We start from the raw sequence: 19,763 nt of genomic DNA, 5'->3' as shown, positions 1-19,763 counted from the left end.
AAATACGACCGGTGAGATGATCTCTGAACCGGCCGCAATGCATGGACAAAGAAGTATTATGCCCAGAATTAGCAGTATGAGATATGTTGTATCAACTATGTTTTGGTATTTCATAGAAAAGCCCCCCGTTATGTACAATAACAGATGCTCATATATTTATAATTCTTAATAAATATTTTGTGAGAGATGAAAAATGAAAATAATAATTGGCTATTCTCACCATGATTCAGGGAAGAAGAGATGGGAGCCTTGAAGGGGATGAAACAACGGCCTGAATTGATCCGGGATCCTTTGATGACCAGTTATTCGGATTTATTTTGATTTTTTAGTTGCCGGACTATTTGAATGAGTGTGATCAGAAATCGGAGTATATGTTTCCATCTCACCGTCTGAATGGACCCGATCAAGGAGTTTGGATAACGATTCGGCTAATTTCTGAGCTGCAGCATGAGACTTATATACTCTGGACCCTTTGACAATATTTTTACCATCTCTTCTGACTCCAGGCATTTCAAGAAAGTCAATTGAGACATCCCGATGAGAGACCTGAACATATGCCATGTTTGAGTATGAGGTATGGGTGATATCCAGACTCAGATCTTCCGGTTTATATCCATACAATTCATGAAGATCAAGAGTCCCGGAATTATTTTCTTACTTGTTTTCATCTATGCTACACTCCTTCTGCAATGACAAAACCGTGTTTATGTGGTTCACGCTCTGCCGTAATCCCCCACATTTCAGGAGATGCTGTTGCATGTGCCAATGGTTTATCCTGGTTCTCAAGGTTTTTATGGTAATAATCGAGGATTGCAGTGTCCATACACCGGGTTTTATCCCGGTCATCCAGCAGTGCATATGCCAGGAGTGATAATGCAATGAACTTTTTCGACTCGACCACTACCAGATATACCGGATGGTGAGAGTCCTTTGACACATTCTCGATTAAACCGAGTTGCACCAGTTTTTGTAATGCATCTCTCACGGTCTTTGGTTTCCTTCCCGTCATCTCTTCAAGATATTTCGGGCGATAATGCATGGTTGGATCGGCAACAATCTCTTCAACTATCTGTGCCAGCGCTGAATTCCCAAATAACCCTCCATATGGAATGTCCAAAAAATCCTTAAAATTTTCAGGTAATTCCGGTAATATTTTCTCTGACATGGTATTCATCCCATCCTGTGAAATATGGTATCATATAAAAAATGAATGAGACAGAAAACATGAACATTCTGAAATGATGATGGAAAAAAGGGCCGGGTGTATGGATCCCCGACAGATGTTCTGACAATAACATACAACCGGATACCCCAGCTTATCAGCCTGCTATTGTTTCATAAATCCATCACCTCCTGGTAATCATCATCTCCATCGTCAGGAGGAGAGAACCAGTCTCTCTCTGCCCGGAAATATCCGGGGGGATGGGTATCTGCCCGGTGCATCTTACTCTCCCCGGAAAAGGAAAGGATACCTGACGGTTACATTCCCATCCTCATCAGTCCTGACCACTGAGACGATCCCTGTCTGATCTGCCCATTTCATCCAGATCAGGACAGTACACAGGACATTGATTATCGATGTAACTCCACATCCTGCGGCCAGAACCAGTTCAATCATTCTCTTCCTCCCCGAAGACTATCTCCTCGGTGACATTCATGGTCCCTGCAATATCTGAAGCATGTGAAACCGTGCGGTTCCCATCATCCGAACGGGCATTCATAAGAAAAATACCGCTTCCGTTCACGACTGCACCTGCAACCGTTTTATCAGAAAGGATCCGGTATGAGAGATAATCACCGCTGATGAGAAGGCCATGCGTTGAGATATCATCCTGGCGACCGGTTTTTTGATCCAGATCAGTAAACAGGCAGGCAGGAACCTGTGTGGTCTGATTGGATGCCTGACCAGTATACTCATCGATGCCCATCGGCCCGGTTGATCTGCCGGATACGAGTGCAGTAATCGCTTCTCCGATGTTGAGGGTGCGGTTTACCACTGCAAAGTCAGAGGTAAACAGGTGTGCTGCATATGACCGGGCATCGCTGATCACCGATGATGAGACCCAGGTTGCGCCTGAACAAACGATTGATGATGAGATAGAATCAGCTGTCAGACCACATGGAATGACAAGCAACAATATTCCCAGAGCGACCAGAACCTTGTTCATCCGATCTCCAAAAAGAGAGAGATCAGGCCAGTTCACTGACCGTATCCGCCCAGGTCTCGACGGTAGTCAGGATGCTGTCAGACTCATAACTGGAGATGCTCACTTTGTCGCGTTTGAAGGTGACATTGTAGAGTTCTCCGTTTGCTGCATGACATTTGAGTGTGATACTATAGCCATCTTCAGAGCTGTCATGTGATGGTGTGCCACCCATGGCGGTCTCTATTGCATTATTGGCCAGAATGGTTGCGATCGTGGTATCAAAGGCACCAGATGCCGGTGACCGGACTGATATCCTCCCGACCTGCTTTCCGTCGTTGTTTTCATAGATGACTGCCCCTGAATAATATTCAGAGCTCTTTGACACTGCCGGTAATGTCTCTCCCCCTGATGTGTAGGGAGTGCATCCCCATGGATTGTCGGCGAGAATATTCCCGACGATGGTGTTTAAGACTGCCTTTCCTGCAAGAGGGGTTGCAAGTTCCCGCTCTGCACTTTTCACTACTGATTTTGAGACAAAATCTGCCATGTTCGATTCCCCTGCCATGTGCACTCCGGCACTATCAGGTTGCAAGGGCAGAGATAAAAGAAAGCAGATGTGTAAGATTTGAGGAGGAATTGTACTGTGATTGAGACAATCCCCATGGAGAGAAACATTTCGACGTACACATTGATTTACCTGTAGGATCATCACCAGGATCAGCAATTGAAAAATTATCCGGGAGATGCAGGATCAGCCCTGCATCCTCACGATTCCATCCGATCCGGCATAGGTATTCCCTGTGAGACATACTCTTCACATTCGGTCATTGAGATTTTCTCAAACACGGGTGCTTTTTTGTGTTTTCTGGAGAGGACCATCTTTACCCGCTGGACCGGAGTAGAGTACACTCTGCTTCCGATGGTACAATAAAACCCCTTTCCACTCTCTGACAGCCATGCAGAACCGGAGATCTTACCATCAGGGCCGGTGACCGGACTCTCTCCGAGGCCAAGAAGACTACCCACGTTTCGTCGATGCTGATGGAAGAGCACCCCCTGCCATCGATACCTATCCGGATAAGATCATCATCCACAAATATTCTCCCGCACCGATAAAAGGGAGTTTTCCGAACTGTCCGGACCGTAAACGGATTCATACCAACCCTCCATTCTCGAGGGGGCACTGGTCAAGATATGAGGGTGTGTGTCCGGCCAGTTCGCAGATTCTCCGTCGTGCCGGTTTTTGTGGATCTCCCCGAATCAGATACCGGTCCCAGAGGAGATGCGGGCATCCTTTGATGGAACAGATCCCGGTGGATGGCCGGTTCATGGGGTACATGAACTGCCTCCTTCTGACTTTTTCGACTGTTCCCGAAGATAACAGGCGTCGCACAGGCCAAGATGGGATGAATGATCATACCAGACCAGCGGGTTTGTATTACAGACATGACACCTTCCTGCACCGGCATTCAGTCTGACCATCTGATCAATGCTGATGAGACCGGGAAGGGGTATGATGGATGCAACATGCCTGCTGACCGCTTTGTTGTAACAATCTGCACAGAGAAATGCAGGCTCTTCATTCTCCTCGAGAGACCGTTTCCGGTACTGGACCAGCGATCGTCCACAATGATTGCAGGGTCTTTTCTCCGGCCAACCTTCGATGCGGAGATACTCATCCGGTTTGATAGTTGCAGCAATCTTTTCTGCATGCTTTCTGCTATTTTCTGCAGTGATCCGCCCGGTTTGTTTATTTTGAGTGGATAAAGAGGGCTGATTTACTGAAATCAGGGGTTCGTTTTCTGAAGCCGGGTCCGGACACAGGGGTTCACAGGTATGATCACCGGTGCTTCTCCTGACATCGTCAGCCCCTTCTGTGAGTGTGCCTGCTGCAGAAAATGATTCTCTATCTCTAAGTATATGTGTACATGTACTATTCTGAGAGAGATCTGAAGCCCGTTCATTTTCTGCAGGTGCAGAAAACCGGTCACTCTCTGTAGAAAATTTTCTGAAATCATCCTTTGGATCAACAGGCGGTGAGGAGTCATCATGGTGGTCTTCACCCGGCTGGCGAAGTGATACCGCTCCTCCCTTCACCCATGCGAGATACAGGGAGTTGTCCCAGACATATACCTTGCTTCTCCGGTGGGTGGTCTGCCCGACATCCCCGACGGTGACCGACCGATCATAGAATGAGAGAGCCGGACATTTCTGCAGGAGTCCTGAGTACAGGTGTCCCCGTGATGCGTACCCGTTCAGAAGTTTGGATATGGCTGAATTGGTCCATCCGGTCACCCGCTGTATGTCAAGGACGGTGAGCTCTTCCTTGTTTAATGTCCGGATGGCATCAATGAGGGATGCTTCCTTGCGGGTGAGTTTTGTTATCTGCCCCCCGGTATCTCCGTTCAGGGCATTGTACAGCCTGACTGACTGGTTAAAATCATCCAGGGATGCGATGATGTACTCCGTTCCGTCAAGGATCTTTCTCTCCCGCTGAAACTGCATGAGAGCAGCATTTGTCTTGATGAGGTCAAGGAGCATGTCCGGATTTCGCCGGTTTGCTACAGACTGAAACTCTATCTGTTCTGCATAGGGGATGATGACAAAGGTATCCTTTACCATCCGCCACATCTGCCTGATAACAAGAATCTCTTCCCTGACCGATGAGACTGCTGGGGGTATCTGGGTGGCTTCCCGAAGTGTCCGCTCCAGCACTTTCTTGTCCTGCTCTTCACTATCGTCTATCCAGGCGGTGAGCATCCGGTTGAAGATCTGATCATCTCCGACTCCTTCGACCTTTGCGACCCACCAGACACATCGTTCAGGGATGGTGCAGGTGATTCCGTTTCTGTCTTTCGTGACGGTCCGGTATCTGAATGGTTTCAGAAATGAGGTGATGACTCCTTTTAAGATCTCCTGCATCTGCTCAGAGAGGGAGACATCATCAAGGGCGATGACGGTTCCGGGTTTTAAATCCTGTGCGTAAAAGAGTGCCTTGTCACTTATCCGGCCTGATAACCTGAACTCTTCCGGAACCTGGGCCAGCATGGTGTCGATGGCATGGGATTTTCCTTTTCCTGAATCTCCGGTGATTGAAACATGAAGGCCTTTTGAGTTGATGACTATCCGGGACGTAAGCGAGAGGATGAGGCATTCTGCGACGACCTGATCCCCGACATGGTCAAGGGCAAAGGTATCACGCATGTACTGGACCGGGTGTCCTTCACGGAGGATCTCTTCGGCTTTACGGGTTATTTCAGGGCTCTCCTCGTACTCAGAGCAGGGAGGATTCTCTTTTTGTCTGCCTGATTTTTGGGCTTTCTTCTTCCGGTGATAGGTTGAGGAAGTGGCGGAGATCTCTGATTGGTTTGTTTCAGCCAGGTCTGATGAATTCAGGGTATCTGATCCCTGCATCGTCACAAGGCCGTTCTGTTCGGCACGATACCGTCTCCAGGCATTCTCTTTATGCATCCTTGAGAGCCGGTCTTCTGTATCAGGTTTACCTTCATATTTCTGTTTCAGGTCTTTCCACCGCTGCATACCGCTGCCACAGCTGTTGTGATGACATCCGGCAAAGATGGCGCCTGATTCAAATTGTATGGCATATGCTCCGTCCTGGTGAGCATCGGAAAACGGGCACTGATCAAGGATAAAGAGGGTGCCATTCCCGTATGGTTTCTGTGTATATCCGATGTCATGCCTGGAAAGCCAGGTGGCAAGGTCTATCGGGGTATCGGAGATGAGGCTTTTTGATGTGGCCTTCTCTTCAGTCCGGGTTCCTGATTCAGTGGGGTACAGGGAGGCAAGGGTTGCAAGATGGTCACAGCCGGTCAGCGATAGGGATGATTGCTCCTCTCTCAGTGATGCGACCCGGTGTGAACGGGGAGGGGTGTTGTCCCCTTTCCGTGTCATGGTGCCGTAGAGCTTCCATATCCGGGCGGCATTGTAGTTCGCGGTATCGATGGTGCAGATCTCGTCAGAGAACCGGGCAGAAAGTGCATTCAGAGATTTTTTCACAAGGTCAGTCGCAGCCTCATCATTGGGGAGATCGATTCTGTATAAGAGATGGGCCCCGTTTCCTGAGTCGGCGACGATGGGTTCGGGCCACCCGACCGACTGAAGATATGCCGATATCTCCTCTGCCTTCGCCAGGGCATACCGGTGTTCCTCGTCTGATGATGAGACGCCGGAGGGGCGGACCGGATCGATGTCTATAGGGAACCAGTGCCTTCTGATGATGTCCTTATCGGCGGTTGTGGCATCCTTTTTTGAGAGCCGCATGATTATCCGGTTCGCACGCCTGGCGAGGAGAGCCGGGTTTACTTCGTTTAAGGTGATGTAGATTCCCCGGATCTGCGGGTTGTCGTCGAGGATACAGACCTGATCTGCGAGTTTTTCAAAGTCGTCGAAATATCCTGAACCGATCCCGTCATTGGTGATGATTCTGACTTCCACCACTCTGCCAGGAGAGGAGATGAGGTGAAGGGATCGCAGGATCTCTGATCTTCGATCAAAGGCCATGAATTCCCTCCTTTATTGCTGCAAATCCACCGGCCATGACATGGTACCGATCCCAGACGGCAGCCCGCCTGATCCAGAGTTGGATACTCCCCGGACAGGTGCCTGATGCTGCCATCTGAAAGAGCGGGTTCATCTCGGTTACGAGTCGATCTTTTTTGAGCGGGCGCCTCAGGGATTTTACCTTGATTAAGAGTATCTCCTGCCGGTTTTTCCATGCAATGATGTCGATAGGGAGGGTTGGGGTTACGACCCGGACTGCGGTATATCCAAGCTCCTGAAGGAGCCGGCGTGCTGCGTGAGGGGTGGTCCGGCAGGTGGAGTAATAAGGGGTGTCAGACATGGATCATCCCTCTGCCCTGGTGAGTGTACTGATTTTGATGCGATCCGGTGAGATACAGGGATTCGAACACCATGTCCTGAATCTCTGTTGGGGATTCGAACATTAAGTTCAAAGCGCTTTTATGCAGTCCATTGACCAAGCGGTCAGGTTTTCTTACCTGTCCTGGATCTTGTTGTGTTGGAAGAGTCGCGATATTTTGGAATAGGGTACTTTTTTGCCGTCCAAAAGGAAAGATAGAAAGAACCCCACCTGTTAACAGCTTGGCGGCGTTTTCATGGTTGGGGGATTCGTTCTTCTTCTGATTCTGCCCGATATTCGTTTCCTGTGACTGATCATCTGAGAGCGGTGCCCGGAAGATCAGTTTGAGTTCGCGTTTTTTCGTAGTCATTGTACCATGCTCCTTTTTTTGGAACAGTCCCATTTGGATTGATTTTTGATTTTCAAGTCCTAATGGGAGAACAAGATCCATCCGGCATCTATTAATAGGTAACGAAATGAGGTTTTTTGGATGAATTCTTCGGTCACAATAGTGAATATGAGTCATACAATGTGAATACCAAAGAATTGAGGAGGGTTTGGAGAGAAGGGTTAAAATATTCATTTTGGCATCTTCTTCACCGAGTATTATTCAGGTATTGTGATCTGACCAGGAACTGATGACGCGGGAATAATTGAGAATCCGGCTGTGAGGTGAGGGATTGTACGAAACTGCCGGAAATCTTATTTTGTGAATATATTATGGAATAAAAGGGGCGTTTTCTATTTTGGATCGAAAAAATTGAGAGAGGGTCAGGGCATCAGAATTGCATGAACTGCGTTCCCGTTTTATAAATCGGTTCCTGGGGTCGTCACTATGGGTATCCGGACATGAAATCTGGTATACTTATTTTTCAGAACGACCAATATTTCTATAATTTCTGACGTGATATCTTGCCATCGCTCAATTTCTCCGATAAAGTCTCTTTCATCTGGTCTGTTGCCGAGCTGCTTCGTGGTCCCTGGAAACCGAATCAATACAAGGATGTCATGCTTCCGATGGTGGTCATCAGACGGCTTGACTGTGTTCTTGAACCGACAAAGGACCAGGTATTACAGAAAAACAAGGAGCTTGCCAACAAGCCGGATGAACTCCGTGAGATCTCGCTGAATAGGATCACGGGGTATGACTTTCATAATGTCAGTAACTTTACACTGCAGCGGATGCTTGGAGATCCGGAGCATATTGCCGCAAATCTTCTCAACTATATCAAGGGATTCTCAAAACAGGCACAGGATATCATTGAACATTTCGGGTTTGAAGAGCAGATTGGAAAACTTGAGAAGAACAACCGGCTGTACCTGATCGTTCAGAAGTTTTGTGAGATCGATCTGCATCCGGAAGCTGTATCCGGTATTGAGATGGGATACATCTTCGAGGAGCTTATCAGAAAGTTCAATGAAGTATCCAACGAGGAGGCCGGAGACCACTTTACTCCCCGTGAGGTTATCCGGTTGATGGTCAACCTGCTCTTTTCCGCTGACTCTGATATGCTCACCAAGAAAGGGATCATCAGAACGCTCTATGATCCGGCCGCCGGGACCGGTGGGATGCTTTCAGAGTCTGATGATTATATCAGGGAGCTGAATCCGGATGCCAGGCTTGAGCTCTTCGGTCAGGACTACAATGATAACGCCTATGCCATCTGTGGGTCTGACATGCTTATCAAGGGGCAGAATCCGGAGAATATCAAGTTCGGGGATACGTTCACGAACGATCAGCTCCCTGCCCAGAAGTTTGATTACATGCTCTCCAATCCTCCGTTCGGTGTTGAGTGGCGGCCACAGGAGGAGTTCATCAAGAAGGAGTTTGAGAAGATGGGATATGGTGGCCGCTTCGGTGCCGGTCTCCCTCCGATTAATGACGGTGCTCTCCTCTTCCTTCAGCATATGATCTCAAAGATGCAGGACCCGGCACAGGGGGGAAGCAGGATTGGGATTGTGTTCAATGGTTCGCCCCTCTTTACCGGGAGTGCAGAGTCAGGGCCGTCCAATATCAGGCGGTGGATCATCGAGAATGACTGGCTTGAGGCTATTGTCGCCCTTCCTGACCAGCTCTTTTACAATACCGGGATCTCGACCTATATCTGGATTGTAACAAACCGGAAGTCCCCAGGGAGACGGGGGAAGATCCAGCTGATCGATGGCCGGACGTTCTTTAAGAAGATGCGGAAGAGTCTTGGGAATAAGCGGAACGAGATCTGTGAAGAACAGCGGGATGATATCACGAGGCTGTATGCTTCGTTTACCGAGGGTGAGTTTGTCAAGATCTTTGATAACGAGGACTTTGGATATCAGCGGATCACGGTTGAACGTCCGCTCAAACTGAACTTTGCGGTGACTGATGACCGGCTTATGGTTCTTCGTGAAGCGTCTGCATTTGTGGGTCTTGCATCAAGTAAGAAGAAGAAAGATCAGACTATCATCGCTTCCGAAGAGGAAGAGGGAAGGAGACACCAGGAGGCTATCCTTTCAGCTCTTGAGCCGCTCCGGTCCCTGGGTGTCGTGAAGAACCGGGAGAAATTTACGAAGGCCTGTAAGGATGCACTGAAGAAAGCCGGAGTTTCTGTCTCTGCTCCGGTCATGAAAGCGGTGATTTCATCGCTCTCCGAACGGGATGAGATTGCCAACCTCTGTATAGATAGTAAAGGGAATCCTGAACCTGATCCAGATCTCCGGGATTATGAGAATGTCCCGCTGAAAGAAAATATTGATTCGTATATGGCCCGTGAGGTGTTGCCGCATGTTCCGGACGCCTGGGTGGATAAGAGTAAGACGAAAATTGGGTACGAAATTAATTTTAATCGATATTTCTATAAGTATACTCCGCCCCGGTCATTAGAGGAGATCGAAAGTGATCTTGAGAAGATTGAGGCTGAGATTCAGGCATTGTTAGAAGAAGGAAAAAATAATTAACCCAATGCTTGCGCATTTTCATCGAGTGAATCCCCGTGATGCAATCTATCTTACCAGGTCTACAGATATTTCCAGATACTACCACGCCCATGAGATCTTCAATGAGGAACAATAGAGCATGATGGTTTTTAACGTATATTCCAAAAACAATATCATATCTTCCTTTTTCTGTATGTTTGACGGATTAAATTTCAATAGAATTCAATGTTTCAGCAAATCGGATATTGTATTGTGCTTATCTACCAAGCTTAACACCTTACCTACCAAGCTGACCAATAAATCGGAGGCCAGATTATCCTTATCTACCAAGCTCAACACCTTACCTACCAAGCTGACCAATAAATCAGAGGCCAGATTGTGCTTATCTACCAAGCTCAGCATCTTACCTGCTAAACTGACCGATAAATCGGAGACCAGATTATCCTTATCTACCAAGCTCAATACCTTACCTACCAAGCTGACCGATAAATCGGAGACCAAAACACGCTTACTACACTACCTCATATCCCAACATGCCAACCTTGCTAGCAAATCGGAGACTAAAACGGGCTTACTACACTACCTCATATCCTTACCACCCAACCTTACTAACAAATCGGAGGCCAAAACACGCTTACTACACTACCTCACATCCTTACCAACCAAGCTTTCCCTAAACGTACTGACTGAACCCTTCTCCACTCTGCAGGTGAACCGATGAACGTTCTCGATGCTGTGCATGAAATTCTGATACAGGCTGGTGAACCTCTGCATTACTCAGAGATAACCCGGAGGATGCTGGACAAGAAACTCCGGACTACCCAGGGAAAGAATCCCGAACATACGGTCATGAAGCAACTGGATGCTGATATAAATAAGAAGAACTCCTCTTCACGATTTGAGCGGTCTGGTCCGGGTATATATGGTCTGAAGGAATTTTCTCAGTCAAAACCTGAACAGGGTGAACCATCGATCCTCTCCTTTGGAGATGCTGCTGAGCAGATTCTTCGCGATGAAGCACATGGACAACCGATTCATTACCGGGAGATTACAAAACGTGCCCTTGATCTGGGCCTCATCAGAACCCAGGGACTTACCCCGGAGAACACGATGTATGGTCAGATCTTCAACGAGATCAAGCGGAACAAGAGCCGTGGAGATATCCCCCGTTTTGAGATGATGGGGAAGGGATTTATCAGCCTTTCAGAGTGGCATGACAAGGGTCTTGCATTTGAGATAGAGAAGCACAATAACGAGACAAAAAAACTCCTTCATGAACGGTTGCTTCAGATGTCGCCGACATCCTTTGAAGTCCTTATCGGGAATTTTCTCACCGCTTTAGGATTTGAGTCGGTGTCCGTTACAAAACCGAGTGCAGACGGGGGAATTGATGTCAGGGGTATTCTGGTTGTTGGTGATGTGATTAAGACCAGACTTGCAGTCCAGGTAAAACGGTGGAAAGGGAATGTGCAGGCTCCCATCGTCCAACAGGTCAGAGGGTCACTTGGGGCCCATGAACAGGGGCTGATTATTACGACCAGTGATTTTTCTCCGGGTGCCAGAGAGGAGGCAGAGCGGGCTGATGCAACACCGGTTGGTCTGATGAACGGGGAACAACTGGTGGATCTGCTGATAGAGAATAATATCGGGGTAAAGCGGACCGATTACGCATTGATTGATATGCCTGATGATGAGGAGTCCGGGTTGTTGTAAATGATGATACGAGTTGCTGAATTGTGGGGTTTGGAATGAGATCGTGGAAAAAATATCCGAAGTACAAGGATTCGGGAGTGGAGTGGTTAGGGGAGATACCCGGGGAATGGGATTTTTGTTTTTTAAAGTACTGTTTAATGGCCAATGATGGTGGGGTTTGGGGTGAGGAACCTCATGATGACAAAGGGAATATCGTTCTTCGATCAACAGAAATGAAATTAAATGGTGATTGGAAAATTGAAGACCCTGCTGTTAGAATATTATCAAATGTAGAATTCAATAAAAGTAAAATATTTGAAGGGGATTTAATTTTAACTAAATCAAGTGGCAGCAAATTACATCTAGGAAAAACAGCAATAGCAACAAAAGAAATTGAATTAATGAACTGTTGTTACTCAAATTTCATGCAGAGGCTAAAAGTTAATTCAAATCTTATTCCAAAATATTTATTCTGGTTTTTAAATGGAGAATCTGGAAGGGAACAATTACTCAATAGGGGCAATACAACTACAGGCTTGGCTAATTTAAACTCAGAAACTATTGGACAGATAATTATCGCATTTCCAAGATTATTCGAACAAACAGCCATCGCCTCATTCCTCGACCGCGAAACCACCCGTATCGACGCCCTCATCGAGAAGAAGCAGCGACAGATCGAACTGCTCCAGGAGAAACGGGCCGCCCTCATCAGCCAAATGGCACTTCGCGGTGGATTCAATGTATCGAACAGTTTGGCTTCTCAAGAGCCAGTTTTACTAAGATTATCAAAAATTTCAATAATTATAGATTGTTTGCATCATACTCCTGAATATATCGATAATGGAGTACCCATAATTAGAATATCGGATATAAATAATGGAGATTTAGATGTTTCAGAGGCAAAAACGGTAGATTTAGCAACATATCAAGTATTTTCAAAAAAATACCAACCACAGAAGAACGATATTTTGATTAGCAGAGTAGGCAGCATTGGTTCTATTAGTTTAGTAAAAGAGAATCAGATTTTTTGTTTAGGTCAAAATTGTGCAGTTATAAGGCCATTAATCAACCCACTATATTTATTTCATGTTTTATTGTCTGATTTTATTAAAGAGCAAATTCAATTAGTTTTAGTTGGATCCACTCTTAAAACATTAAGTTTAGAGGATATCAAAGGATTGAGAATTCCAATTTGGAATCAAGAAATTTTAGATGATATTATTGATGCATTCCTAATAAAAAATAAACGGATTGAGAATTTAATCATTAAAATATCAGAATCGATTAAATACTTACAAGAATATCGTTCCACCCTCATCTCTGCCGCCGTTACCGGAAAGATCGACGTCCGAAATGAGGCCACTGCATGATCGGCCGTATCACCCGTGTGCCACTCCGTGAGGTCTGGAGACACGAAGCCCTCTACTTCACCACCTGGCTTGAGGAGAATATCGACATTCTGAGCGAGACCATCGGCCTGACCCTTGAGAACGCAATGAGGGAGCAATCAGCCGGTGATTTCTCCGTTTATCTGGTCGCAGAGGATGGGAATGGAAAACCGGTGGAAGTAACTAATTTCGAGTAAATTTCATCAATAACGATACATAGCACATAAAATTCTGAAAACATATCCCATAGATCTCAGCATCAGGTTTGAACCCCTGACAGAAGAAGATGGTAAAAAAGAGGGTAAGCAGATATTACCAGAGGCCAACATGTTGACCGATAAGGATAACATCCGCGATTAACAAACTCTTTTCTACCAGACCCGAGCGGGCACATGCCCACACGAGAAAGGTATTTACGATTTGTGATCGTACTACCATTGTTATTTCCTGGTCCGGGGTTAGTTGTTTGGACGCATCTTCCCCGGACTAATCTTATGGTTTCTATTGCCTGCTTATTATCGCTTGTTCTTTGAACTGTTCATTTTTTATTAAAAGATGGAATTAGCTCAATAAAAACCCCCATCTCATCGTGCGCCTCCCCTGACTCTCACTCCTTTTGACCATGTCTCATTATCTTCGGCAGAACAGCATCAGTTCTTCCACCCACGCCACACCAGACCATTTTCCGGTCACGACGTAATCCAGTACACCCTCGATACCTGGCGGTCACATACCAACCATGACGGGATGAGCCGGAACAGAGTCATTATGGAACGGCACCCCGCTCATCTTTGGAACTTGTGATCCATTAAATCCGGGTCTGAACAGTCAAACCGGCATAATTGATCAATAGAACTGAAACCCATGACTTCCAATTCTGGAATTGAGATTTTTGATAGCGTATCTACTGGAGCCAGGTGTTCGCTAATTCCTCTGCCTCCCGAAATAGTTTTAACCCTTGTTCGGTGCATGTAGGATTTTTCAGGTATTCTTTAAAATCTATAAGGTCTTGACCTGTAAGAATCAACCCCAATTCAATCGGTGTAACCATACGTATCATCTCCCATGTTGTACAAGAACAAGTCTCTCCACAGAGTTGTATAGTAAGTAATAGTGGGTTTGAGGTAAAAAAGGTAATAATCTTAGAGCAAAGATGGATAAGACATCAGAATGCAGATAGTAAACATCGTTGCTTCGGGCGATCTGAATCAAAGGATTGACTACTCCGAATTAACCCCATTACATGAAAAATTACTTTATAATCCAGAAAAATACCATGGGTGCTACATCCGCTTATCTGCATGCAAAGCCACTCTCTATAAAACCGGGAAGTTTATCTTTACCGGATTGAAATCACCTGAATCAGTTCAGGAAACGTGGGATGAATTCTATAATACCCTGACATCTGTAATTTCTATAACCTCACCAACTCCTCCAAAGGTGAATAATATCGTCTCCGTGCATGTTTTGAATCACCCGGTTAATTTGACGAAATTATGTCTGACTCTCTCTTTTGATAACGTTGAGTATGAGCCTGAACAATTTCCCGGATTAATATTACGAAAAAACGGACTTGTATCTCTGATATTTGCATCAGGCAAAATGATAATCACGGGAAGCACAGATCCTGAAAGATCAAATCGAACATTTGAAGAGATCCAATCGATAATCAATAATTTGTAATTGGTTTTCGGTTTGAAGTTCATAGCAAAACCATCAGTACAAGGAGTAAGTGATTTATGAATAATTCGACCTTTCTTCTCTGCCTGAAAATCATATAAAATGGGAAACCGTACCACACCCCTTCAGGTATCTGTTGAATATCGTGACAACCAGTATCATCTGGAAAACAAGGAGTTCCTTCTTGAGACCTATGCTGACAGTCTGGAAGAAGCGATGGATAATATTATGGATCAGGTGGATCTCCTGTATCTTGAGTACTGTACTTGTAACCTTGAAGAGCTGACTTCTGATGCCCGCATGCTCATAAACTCCCTTTTCATGTACTTTCAATCGTAACCGGTGAATCAGGGTTAAAAAATATGAGTTCCAGGCAATATACCGAAAAAGTACAGCTCCCTGATTTCCAGCGAGGATGGGTCTGGGATGACAATCTCATCCGTTCCCTTACTGCCAGGATCTCACGTACCATCAGCATATAAACCCGCTCATCAGTTTGACCAAAGAGACACCAAAAGAAACGGTATGCCTAGTAATTGAAGCAGTAAACACAGGGGGAGAAGAAGAGGAAGGAAAATATTGGGAGAATATTGTACACGCTATGGGTGATTGAGACTATTTTGATTTTTGTTTTTCCAGTTGTTTTAACAACTCTATATGATTGAAGTATAATTTTGGCTTATTCTTATTTTTTGTGCTTTCCACAAGTTTAAATCCATATTAATGGTAGAATCCTACTCGTTCCTTGTATGCATCTACGGTTATGAATCGACATCCTGCATATCTCCTAGATATTACAATGGCAATAGCCATACATTGTTTAACCATAAAAAGTCCAATTCCCCGTCCTCCCCAGTCTTTGTGAGTTGCTAATCGTGCGATCTTTATAGCCGGATAATTATGGGGATCAAAACCGGGTTTTGCATCATCTTCGATGAGGTGATCATCCTTGATAATGTCAGTTGCCAGGGAGAAGAATCCAACAAGAACGGAATTGTAATAAACGAGGTGAGTCTTTGATGTCCCTTCATCAAAAGAATTTAAGGCTGCATTGTGTAAATAATCATTTAAATCCGGGTCTGAACACTCAAACCCGTATAATTGATCAATAGAAGTTAATTCCCTGACTTCCAATGCTTGCTCTGATATTTTTGATGGCGTATTCACTGGAGCTAGGTGTTCGCTAATTCCTCTGCCTCCCGAAGTAGTTTTAGTCCTTCTTCGGTGCATGTAGGATTTTTCAGGTATTCTTCAAAATCAACACGATCTTGACCTGAAAGAATCAACCCCAATTCAATCGGTTCTGCCATACGTGTCATCTCCTATTTTATACATGAACGATTCTCTCGAACATGAACTATAGAGTTAGTATTAGTGGGTGTGGGAAGGACATTAATTTTCTGGATATCACGGATTTCAGGCCCCCAACTATTACAATCAGAGTCTGATTCAGGGACATTTCTTATCAGGTCATGGTTTCGGCAAAGTTATCTCGATGAATTACAGCCTACTTTTCTACCATTCTTTACCAACCACATCTGACTATCCCCAATAAAAATTATTTCAAAAGATTTAATCGGTTACTCACATAAAAAAGGAATAACAAGAGATCTCTCCCATCATATCCATTCAGTAACTCTCAATCCATTGGATACCAGGTCATCAGGGTTAAAAATATGAGTTCCAGGCAATATACCGAAAAAGCATTCGAAACCGCAATCGAAGACTATCTCCTCGCTCATGGATACCAGAAAGGAGATCCCGAAACCTTTGACCGCTCGCTCGCCCTTGACCCCGGAGAAGTCATCGCCTTCATCAAAGAGACCCAGCCCAAAGACTGGAATTACCTGGAATCTCAGCTCGGGACCATGGCTGAATCACGGATCATCGATGACCTCTCCAAAGCCCTGAACTCTGACTACGACGGATGCCTGAAGGTCATCCGCCAGGGATTCAAAAGTTACGGAAGAACATTCAGGATAGCCTATTTTGCACCGGCAAGTTCCTTAAACCCTGATACCATACGGCTGTATGAAGCAAACCGGCTCACCATCACCCGCCAGCTCCATTACTCGGAAAAGAACGAGAACTCCCTTGACGTCACAATCCTCATCAATGGTATCCCCGTCATCACCATTGAACTCAAAAACCCCATGACCGGGCAGTCCTATGCAGATGCCATCTACCAGTATCAGAAGGACCGGGATCCAAAAGAACTCATATTCCAGTTCAAGAAGAGGACCTTTGTTCATTTCGCCGCCGACCCGGAAGAAGTCTGGATGACAACCCGTCTTGACGGCCCTCATACCCGATTCATCCCGTTCAATAAAGGGAACAACGGAGGAAAAGGAAACCCCCCGAACGGGACCAACTACAAAACCGCATATCTCTGGGAAGAGATTCTGGCACGAGACAGCCTGCTTGATATCCTTGCCCGGTTCATTCACCTGCAGAAAGAAGAGAAGACCAGGGAAGGGAGAAAATACGTCACCGAACGGATCATCTTTCCCCGCTATCACCAGCTGCAGGCAGTCAGGAATATAATTTCAGATGCCAGGGAGAGGGGACCCGGACAGAATTACCTTATCCAGCACTCAGCCGGCAGTGGAAAGAGTAACACCATCGGATGGCTGGCTCACCGGCTCGTCAGTCTGCATAATGACGAGGACATCAAGGTCTTTGACTCGGTGGTCGTCGTGACCGACCGGGTGGTACTTGACCGGCAGCTACAGGATACCATCTACCAGTTTGAACATAAGACCGGGGTTGTTCAGAAGATAGACAAAGACTCAACCCAGCTTGCATCAGCACTTGAGAAAGGAACTCCCATCATCATCACCACTCTTCAGAAGTTCCCGGTCGTCACTCAGAAGATAGGAGATCTCCCAAAAAGGACATACGCCGTCATCATCGATGAGGCTCACAGTTCCCAGAGCGGGGAGAGCGCCATTGAACTGAAAGGAGTCCTTGCGAAACCATATGTCCGGGAAAAAGCCCTGCAATACATGGAGGAACACAATGTTCCTGATTCAGAGGACCTCATCATCGCCGCCCTTGAGAGGGGATACCAGCCAAACATCAGTTTCTTTGCATTCACCGCCACACCCAAGTACAAAACCCTCTGTGCATTTGGCCGGACAGGTCCGGACGGGAAACCAGAACCCTTCCATCTCTACTCGATGAGACAGGCAATTGAAGAACAGTTCATCCTGGATGTCCTTGCCCACTATACAACCTACAAGACCTATTACAAACTGGTCAAATCAATCGAGGAGGATCCTGAAGTAGACCGGAAGAAAGCAGCCAAAGCCCTTGCCCGGTTCATGGCTCTCCATCCGGTGAACATATCCCAGAAGACCGAGGTGATGGTGGAACATTACCAGCGTCATGTCATGCACAAGATTGGTGGCCGGGCAAAGGCGATGGTCGTCGCTGATAGTCGTCTTGCAGCCGTCAGGTACAAACAGGCCTTTGACCATTACATCGCAGAGCATCAGTACCCCATCAAGACTCTTGTCGCCTTCTCCGGAGAAGTAACCGATAAGGATCTGCCTGAGGTCTCCTATACCGAGGTCCAGATGAACGGAGGCATCAGGGAGAAGGAGGTACCGGAGAGATTTGCGTCTGATGAGTATCATATCCTCATCGTCGCAGAAAAGTACCAGACCGGATTTGACCAGCCACTCCTCCATACGATGTACCTTGACAAGCGGGTGGCAGGTGTCCAGGCCGTACAAACCCTCTCCCGGCTCAACCGGGTAGCCACCGGAAAAGAAGACACCTTTGTCCTTGACTTTATCAACACATCAGATGAGATTAAAGAAGCCTTCCAGCCGTTCTATGAAGTCACCATGATCCAGGACAAGGCAGATGAAGGTCAGCTCAATGATCTCAGAAGCCGCCTGCTTGACTACCAGATATTCTACCTCCAGGAGATTGAAGAATACTCCCGGATATTCTTTAAAAATACACAGAAGCAGAGCAGTTCAGATCATGCCATTCTGAACTCCATGATATCACAGGGGAAGGCACGGTACGATGAGCGACCAGAGAATGAACGGGAAGAGTTTAAAAAGATCCTCGGCTCATACCTCCGGCTGTATTCATTTATGTCACAGGTTCTTCCCTACCCGGACCTTGATCTTGAAAAAATCTATGCATTTGGTCGTGCTTTCGCGAATGCAATCCGAAGCAAGACACCTGGAGAAAAGTACCGGTTCGATGACGATGTTGCCCTGAAATATTACCGTCTCCAGAAATTGCATGAGAACTTCCAGATTGAACTGGATAAGAGTGGTGGCGGAGCGGTAAAGGGACCGACTGATGTTGGAACCGGGGTGAAAAAAGGGGATCGATCTCCCCTCTCAAAGATTATCGAGATCCTGAATGAGCGGTTCGGGACCGAGTTCACCGAGGCAGATCAGCTCTTCTTTGACTCGATACAGAAAGATGCTGCGTCAAATGAGAAGTTAAAGCAGGCCGCCCAGGCAAATGATAAGAGTAAATTCGGGTTTGCCCTCCGGGATGAACTCAAGAGGATCATATCCGGAAGAATGGAGAGTAACGAGAAGATCGTGAATAAATTTTTCGAGAGTGAGGAGTTCAAAGAGCAGGTTACGAAGTATATGATTGATAAAGTCTATGAAGAGATAATCGGCGGGTAAATCAGGTGTACGGGCAATCGTATCAATTTGATATGTCTACTGGTTACTCTGCCCCTTTGTGATGGTATCAGGGATCACCTGTTCGACGGTGATTGCTTTTGTAAATGTTTATCCTTTACCTCCCAATGGCCTTCATTTTTCCAGGTCGGATGATATTGATAAGTTACATAACTTCCGGGGTGACCTGATCACCATTTAAGGGGGGGGTTCTTTTGAAGGTGGGAAGATTTTAATGATTTATCATCCAGATTCACATAAATTTCAATCAAATGACTCCAGAACAACGATTCTATAAAAAACATATAGATAGCAATTTTTCTTCAACAATGTAGCTGAAGAGCACAAAATCACGTCTCTACTCCTCCAAGAAAAAACGATGTTGCGTTATCATTCCGTTTTA

18 protein-coding genes are annotated in these 19,763 nt (G+C 46.1%); 7 read left to right on the top strand and 11 right to left on the bottom strand.

Features of this window, described 5'->3' with window-relative positions:
• Nucleotides 1–312 precede the first annotated feature (312 nt).
• The 10 genes from LDL35_RS06605 to LDL35_RS06560 form a co-directional block, all read right to left on the bottom strand.
• On the bottom strand, nucleotides 313–621 hold the full coding sequence (locus LDL35_RS06605) for a DUF3467 domain-containing protein (RefSeq protein WP_304020663.1): 309 nt from the start codon (nucleotides 619–621) through the stop codon (nucleotides 313–315).
• A 52-nt stretch (nucleotides 622–673) separates the two neighbouring features.
• Nucleotides 674–1,165, bottom strand: coding sequence for a hypothetical protein (locus LDL35_RS06600; protein WP_304020661.1), 492 nt, complete (start codon nucleotides 1,163–1,165; stop codon nucleotides 674–676).
• 279 nt (nucleotides 1,166–1,444) lie between these two features.
• Nucleotides 1,445–1,618: a hypothetical protein gene (locus tag LDL35_RS06595; RefSeq protein WP_304020658.1), complete on the bottom strand. Its 174-nt coding sequence runs from the start codon at nucleotides 1,616–1,618 to the stop codon at nucleotides 1,445–1,447.
• Nucleotides 1,611–2,204, bottom strand: coding sequence for a hypothetical protein (locus tag LDL35_RS06590; protein ID WP_304020656.1), 594 nt, complete (start codon nucleotides 2,202–2,204; stop codon nucleotides 1,611–1,613). Before LDL35_RS06590 ends, LDL35_RS06595 begins: the two co-directional genes overlap by 8 nt.
• The gene (locus LDL35_RS06585) at nucleotides 2,191–2,694 is read right to left on the bottom strand and encodes a hypothetical protein (RefSeq protein ID WP_304020654.1); all 504 of its coding nucleotides are present in this window, start codon (nucleotides 2,692–2,694) and stop codon (nucleotides 2,191–2,193) included. Before LDL35_RS06585 ends, LDL35_RS06590 begins: the two co-directional genes overlap by 14 nt.
• A 218-nt stretch (nucleotides 2,695–2,912) precedes the next feature.
• Nucleotides 2,913–3,173: a hypothetical protein gene (locus tag LDL35_RS06580; protein ID WP_304020652.1), complete on the bottom strand. Its 261-nt coding sequence runs from the start codon at nucleotides 3,171–3,173 to the stop codon at nucleotides 2,913–2,915.
• A 127-nt stretch (nucleotides 3,174–3,300) separates the two neighbouring features.
• Entirely contained in the window at nucleotides 3,301–3,477 is a 177-nt protein-coding gene (locus LDL35_RS06575; RefSeq protein ID WP_304020649.1) for a hypothetical protein, read from the bottom strand.
• Nucleotides 3,474–6,668, bottom strand: coding sequence for a hypothetical protein (locus tag LDL35_RS06570; protein WP_304020646.1), 3,195 nt, complete (start codon nucleotides 6,666–6,668; stop codon nucleotides 3,474–3,476). The genes LDL35_RS06575 and LDL35_RS06570 overlap by 4 nt, the downstream gene beginning before the upstream one ends.
• Nucleotides 6,658–7,008 carry a hypothetical protein gene (locus LDL35_RS06565; RefSeq protein ID WP_304020644.1) on the bottom strand — a complete coding sequence of 117 codons (351 nt, stop codon included), beginning with the start codon at nucleotides 7,006–7,008 and terminating at the stop codon, nucleotides 6,658–6,660. Before LDL35_RS06565 ends, LDL35_RS06570 begins: the two co-directional genes overlap by 11 nt.
• Nucleotides 7,001–7,477: a hypothetical protein gene (locus LDL35_RS06560; protein WP_304020642.1), complete on the bottom strand. Its 477-nt coding sequence runs from the start codon at nucleotides 7,475–7,477 to the stop codon at nucleotides 7,001–7,003. The genes LDL35_RS06565 and LDL35_RS06560 overlap by 8 nt, the downstream gene beginning before the upstream one ends.
• A gap of 461 nt (nucleotides 7,478–7,938) precedes the next feature.
• On the opposite strand from LDL35_RS06560, the gene LDL35_RS06555 reads away from it, so the two are divergent.
• The 6 genes from LDL35_RS06555 (at nucleotide 7,939) to LDL35_RS06535 (ending at nucleotide 15,038) form a co-directional block, all read left to right on the top strand.
• On the top strand, nucleotides 7,939–9,960 hold the full coding sequence (locus tag LDL35_RS06555; protein ID WP_304020640.1) for a class I SAM-dependent DNA methyltransferase: 2,022 nt from the start codon (nucleotides 7,939–7,941) through the stop codon (nucleotides 9,958–9,960).
• A 696-nt stretch (nucleotides 9,961–10,656) separates the two neighbouring features.
• On the top strand, nucleotides 10,657–11,652 hold the full coding sequence (locus LDL35_RS06550) for a restriction endonuclease (protein WP_304020638.1): 996 nt from the start codon (nucleotides 10,657–10,659) through the stop codon (nucleotides 11,650–11,652).
• 23 nt (nucleotides 11,653–11,675) lie between these two features.
• Nucleotides 11,676–13,001: a restriction endonuclease subunit S gene (locus tag LDL35_RS06545; protein WP_304020636.1), complete on the top strand. Its 1,326-nt coding sequence runs from the start codon at nucleotides 11,676–11,678 to the stop codon at nucleotides 12,999–13,001.
• On the top strand, nucleotides 12,998–13,216 hold the full coding sequence (locus LDL35_RS06540) for a hypothetical protein (protein WP_304020634.1): 219 nt from the start codon (nucleotides 12,998–13,000) through the stop codon (nucleotides 13,214–13,216). The genes LDL35_RS06545 and LDL35_RS06540 overlap by 4 nt, the downstream gene beginning before the upstream one ends.
• A 973-nt stretch (nucleotides 13,217–14,189) precedes the next feature.
• The gene (locus LDL35_RS15290; RefSeq protein WP_369694891.1) at nucleotides 14,190–14,702 is read left to right on the top strand and encodes a hypothetical protein; all 513 of its coding nucleotides are present in this window, start codon (nucleotides 14,190–14,192) and stop codon (nucleotides 14,700–14,702) included.
• Between the two features lie 99 nt (nucleotides 14,703–14,801).
• The gene (locus LDL35_RS06535) at nucleotides 14,802–15,038 is read left to right on the top strand and encodes a hypothetical protein (RefSeq protein WP_304020632.1); all 237 of its coding nucleotides are present in this window, start codon (nucleotides 14,802–14,804) and stop codon (nucleotides 15,036–15,038) included.
• 381 nt (nucleotides 15,039–15,419) lie between these two features.
• On the opposite strand, the gene LDL35_RS06530 is transcribed toward LDL35_RS06535, so the two are convergent.
• Nucleotides 15,420–15,929, bottom strand: a complete 510-nt coding sequence (locus tag LDL35_RS06530) for a hypothetical protein (protein WP_304020630.1) — start codon at nucleotides 15,927–15,929, stop codon at nucleotides 15,420–15,422.
• 446 nt (nucleotides 15,930–16,375) lie between these two features.
• On the opposite strand from LDL35_RS06530, the gene LDL35_RS06525 reads away from it, so the two are divergent.
• A complete protein-coding gene (locus LDL35_RS06525; RefSeq protein ID WP_304020629.1) occupies nucleotides 16,376–19,363 on the top strand; it encodes a type I restriction endonuclease subunit R in 2,988 nt (995 codons plus the stop codon).
• The last annotated feature ends 400 nt before the right edge of the window (nucleotides 19,364–19,763 follow it).

The sequence above is a fragment of the Methanospirillum hungatei genome, assembly GCF_020216685.1.
Lineage (GTDB): Archaea > Halobacteriota > Methanomicrobia > Methanomicrobiales > Methanospirillaceae > Methanospirillum > Methanospirillum hungatei_B.
Note: the sequence above shows the minus strand (reverse complement) of the source record. Positions and strands in the feature narration are given on the sequence as shown.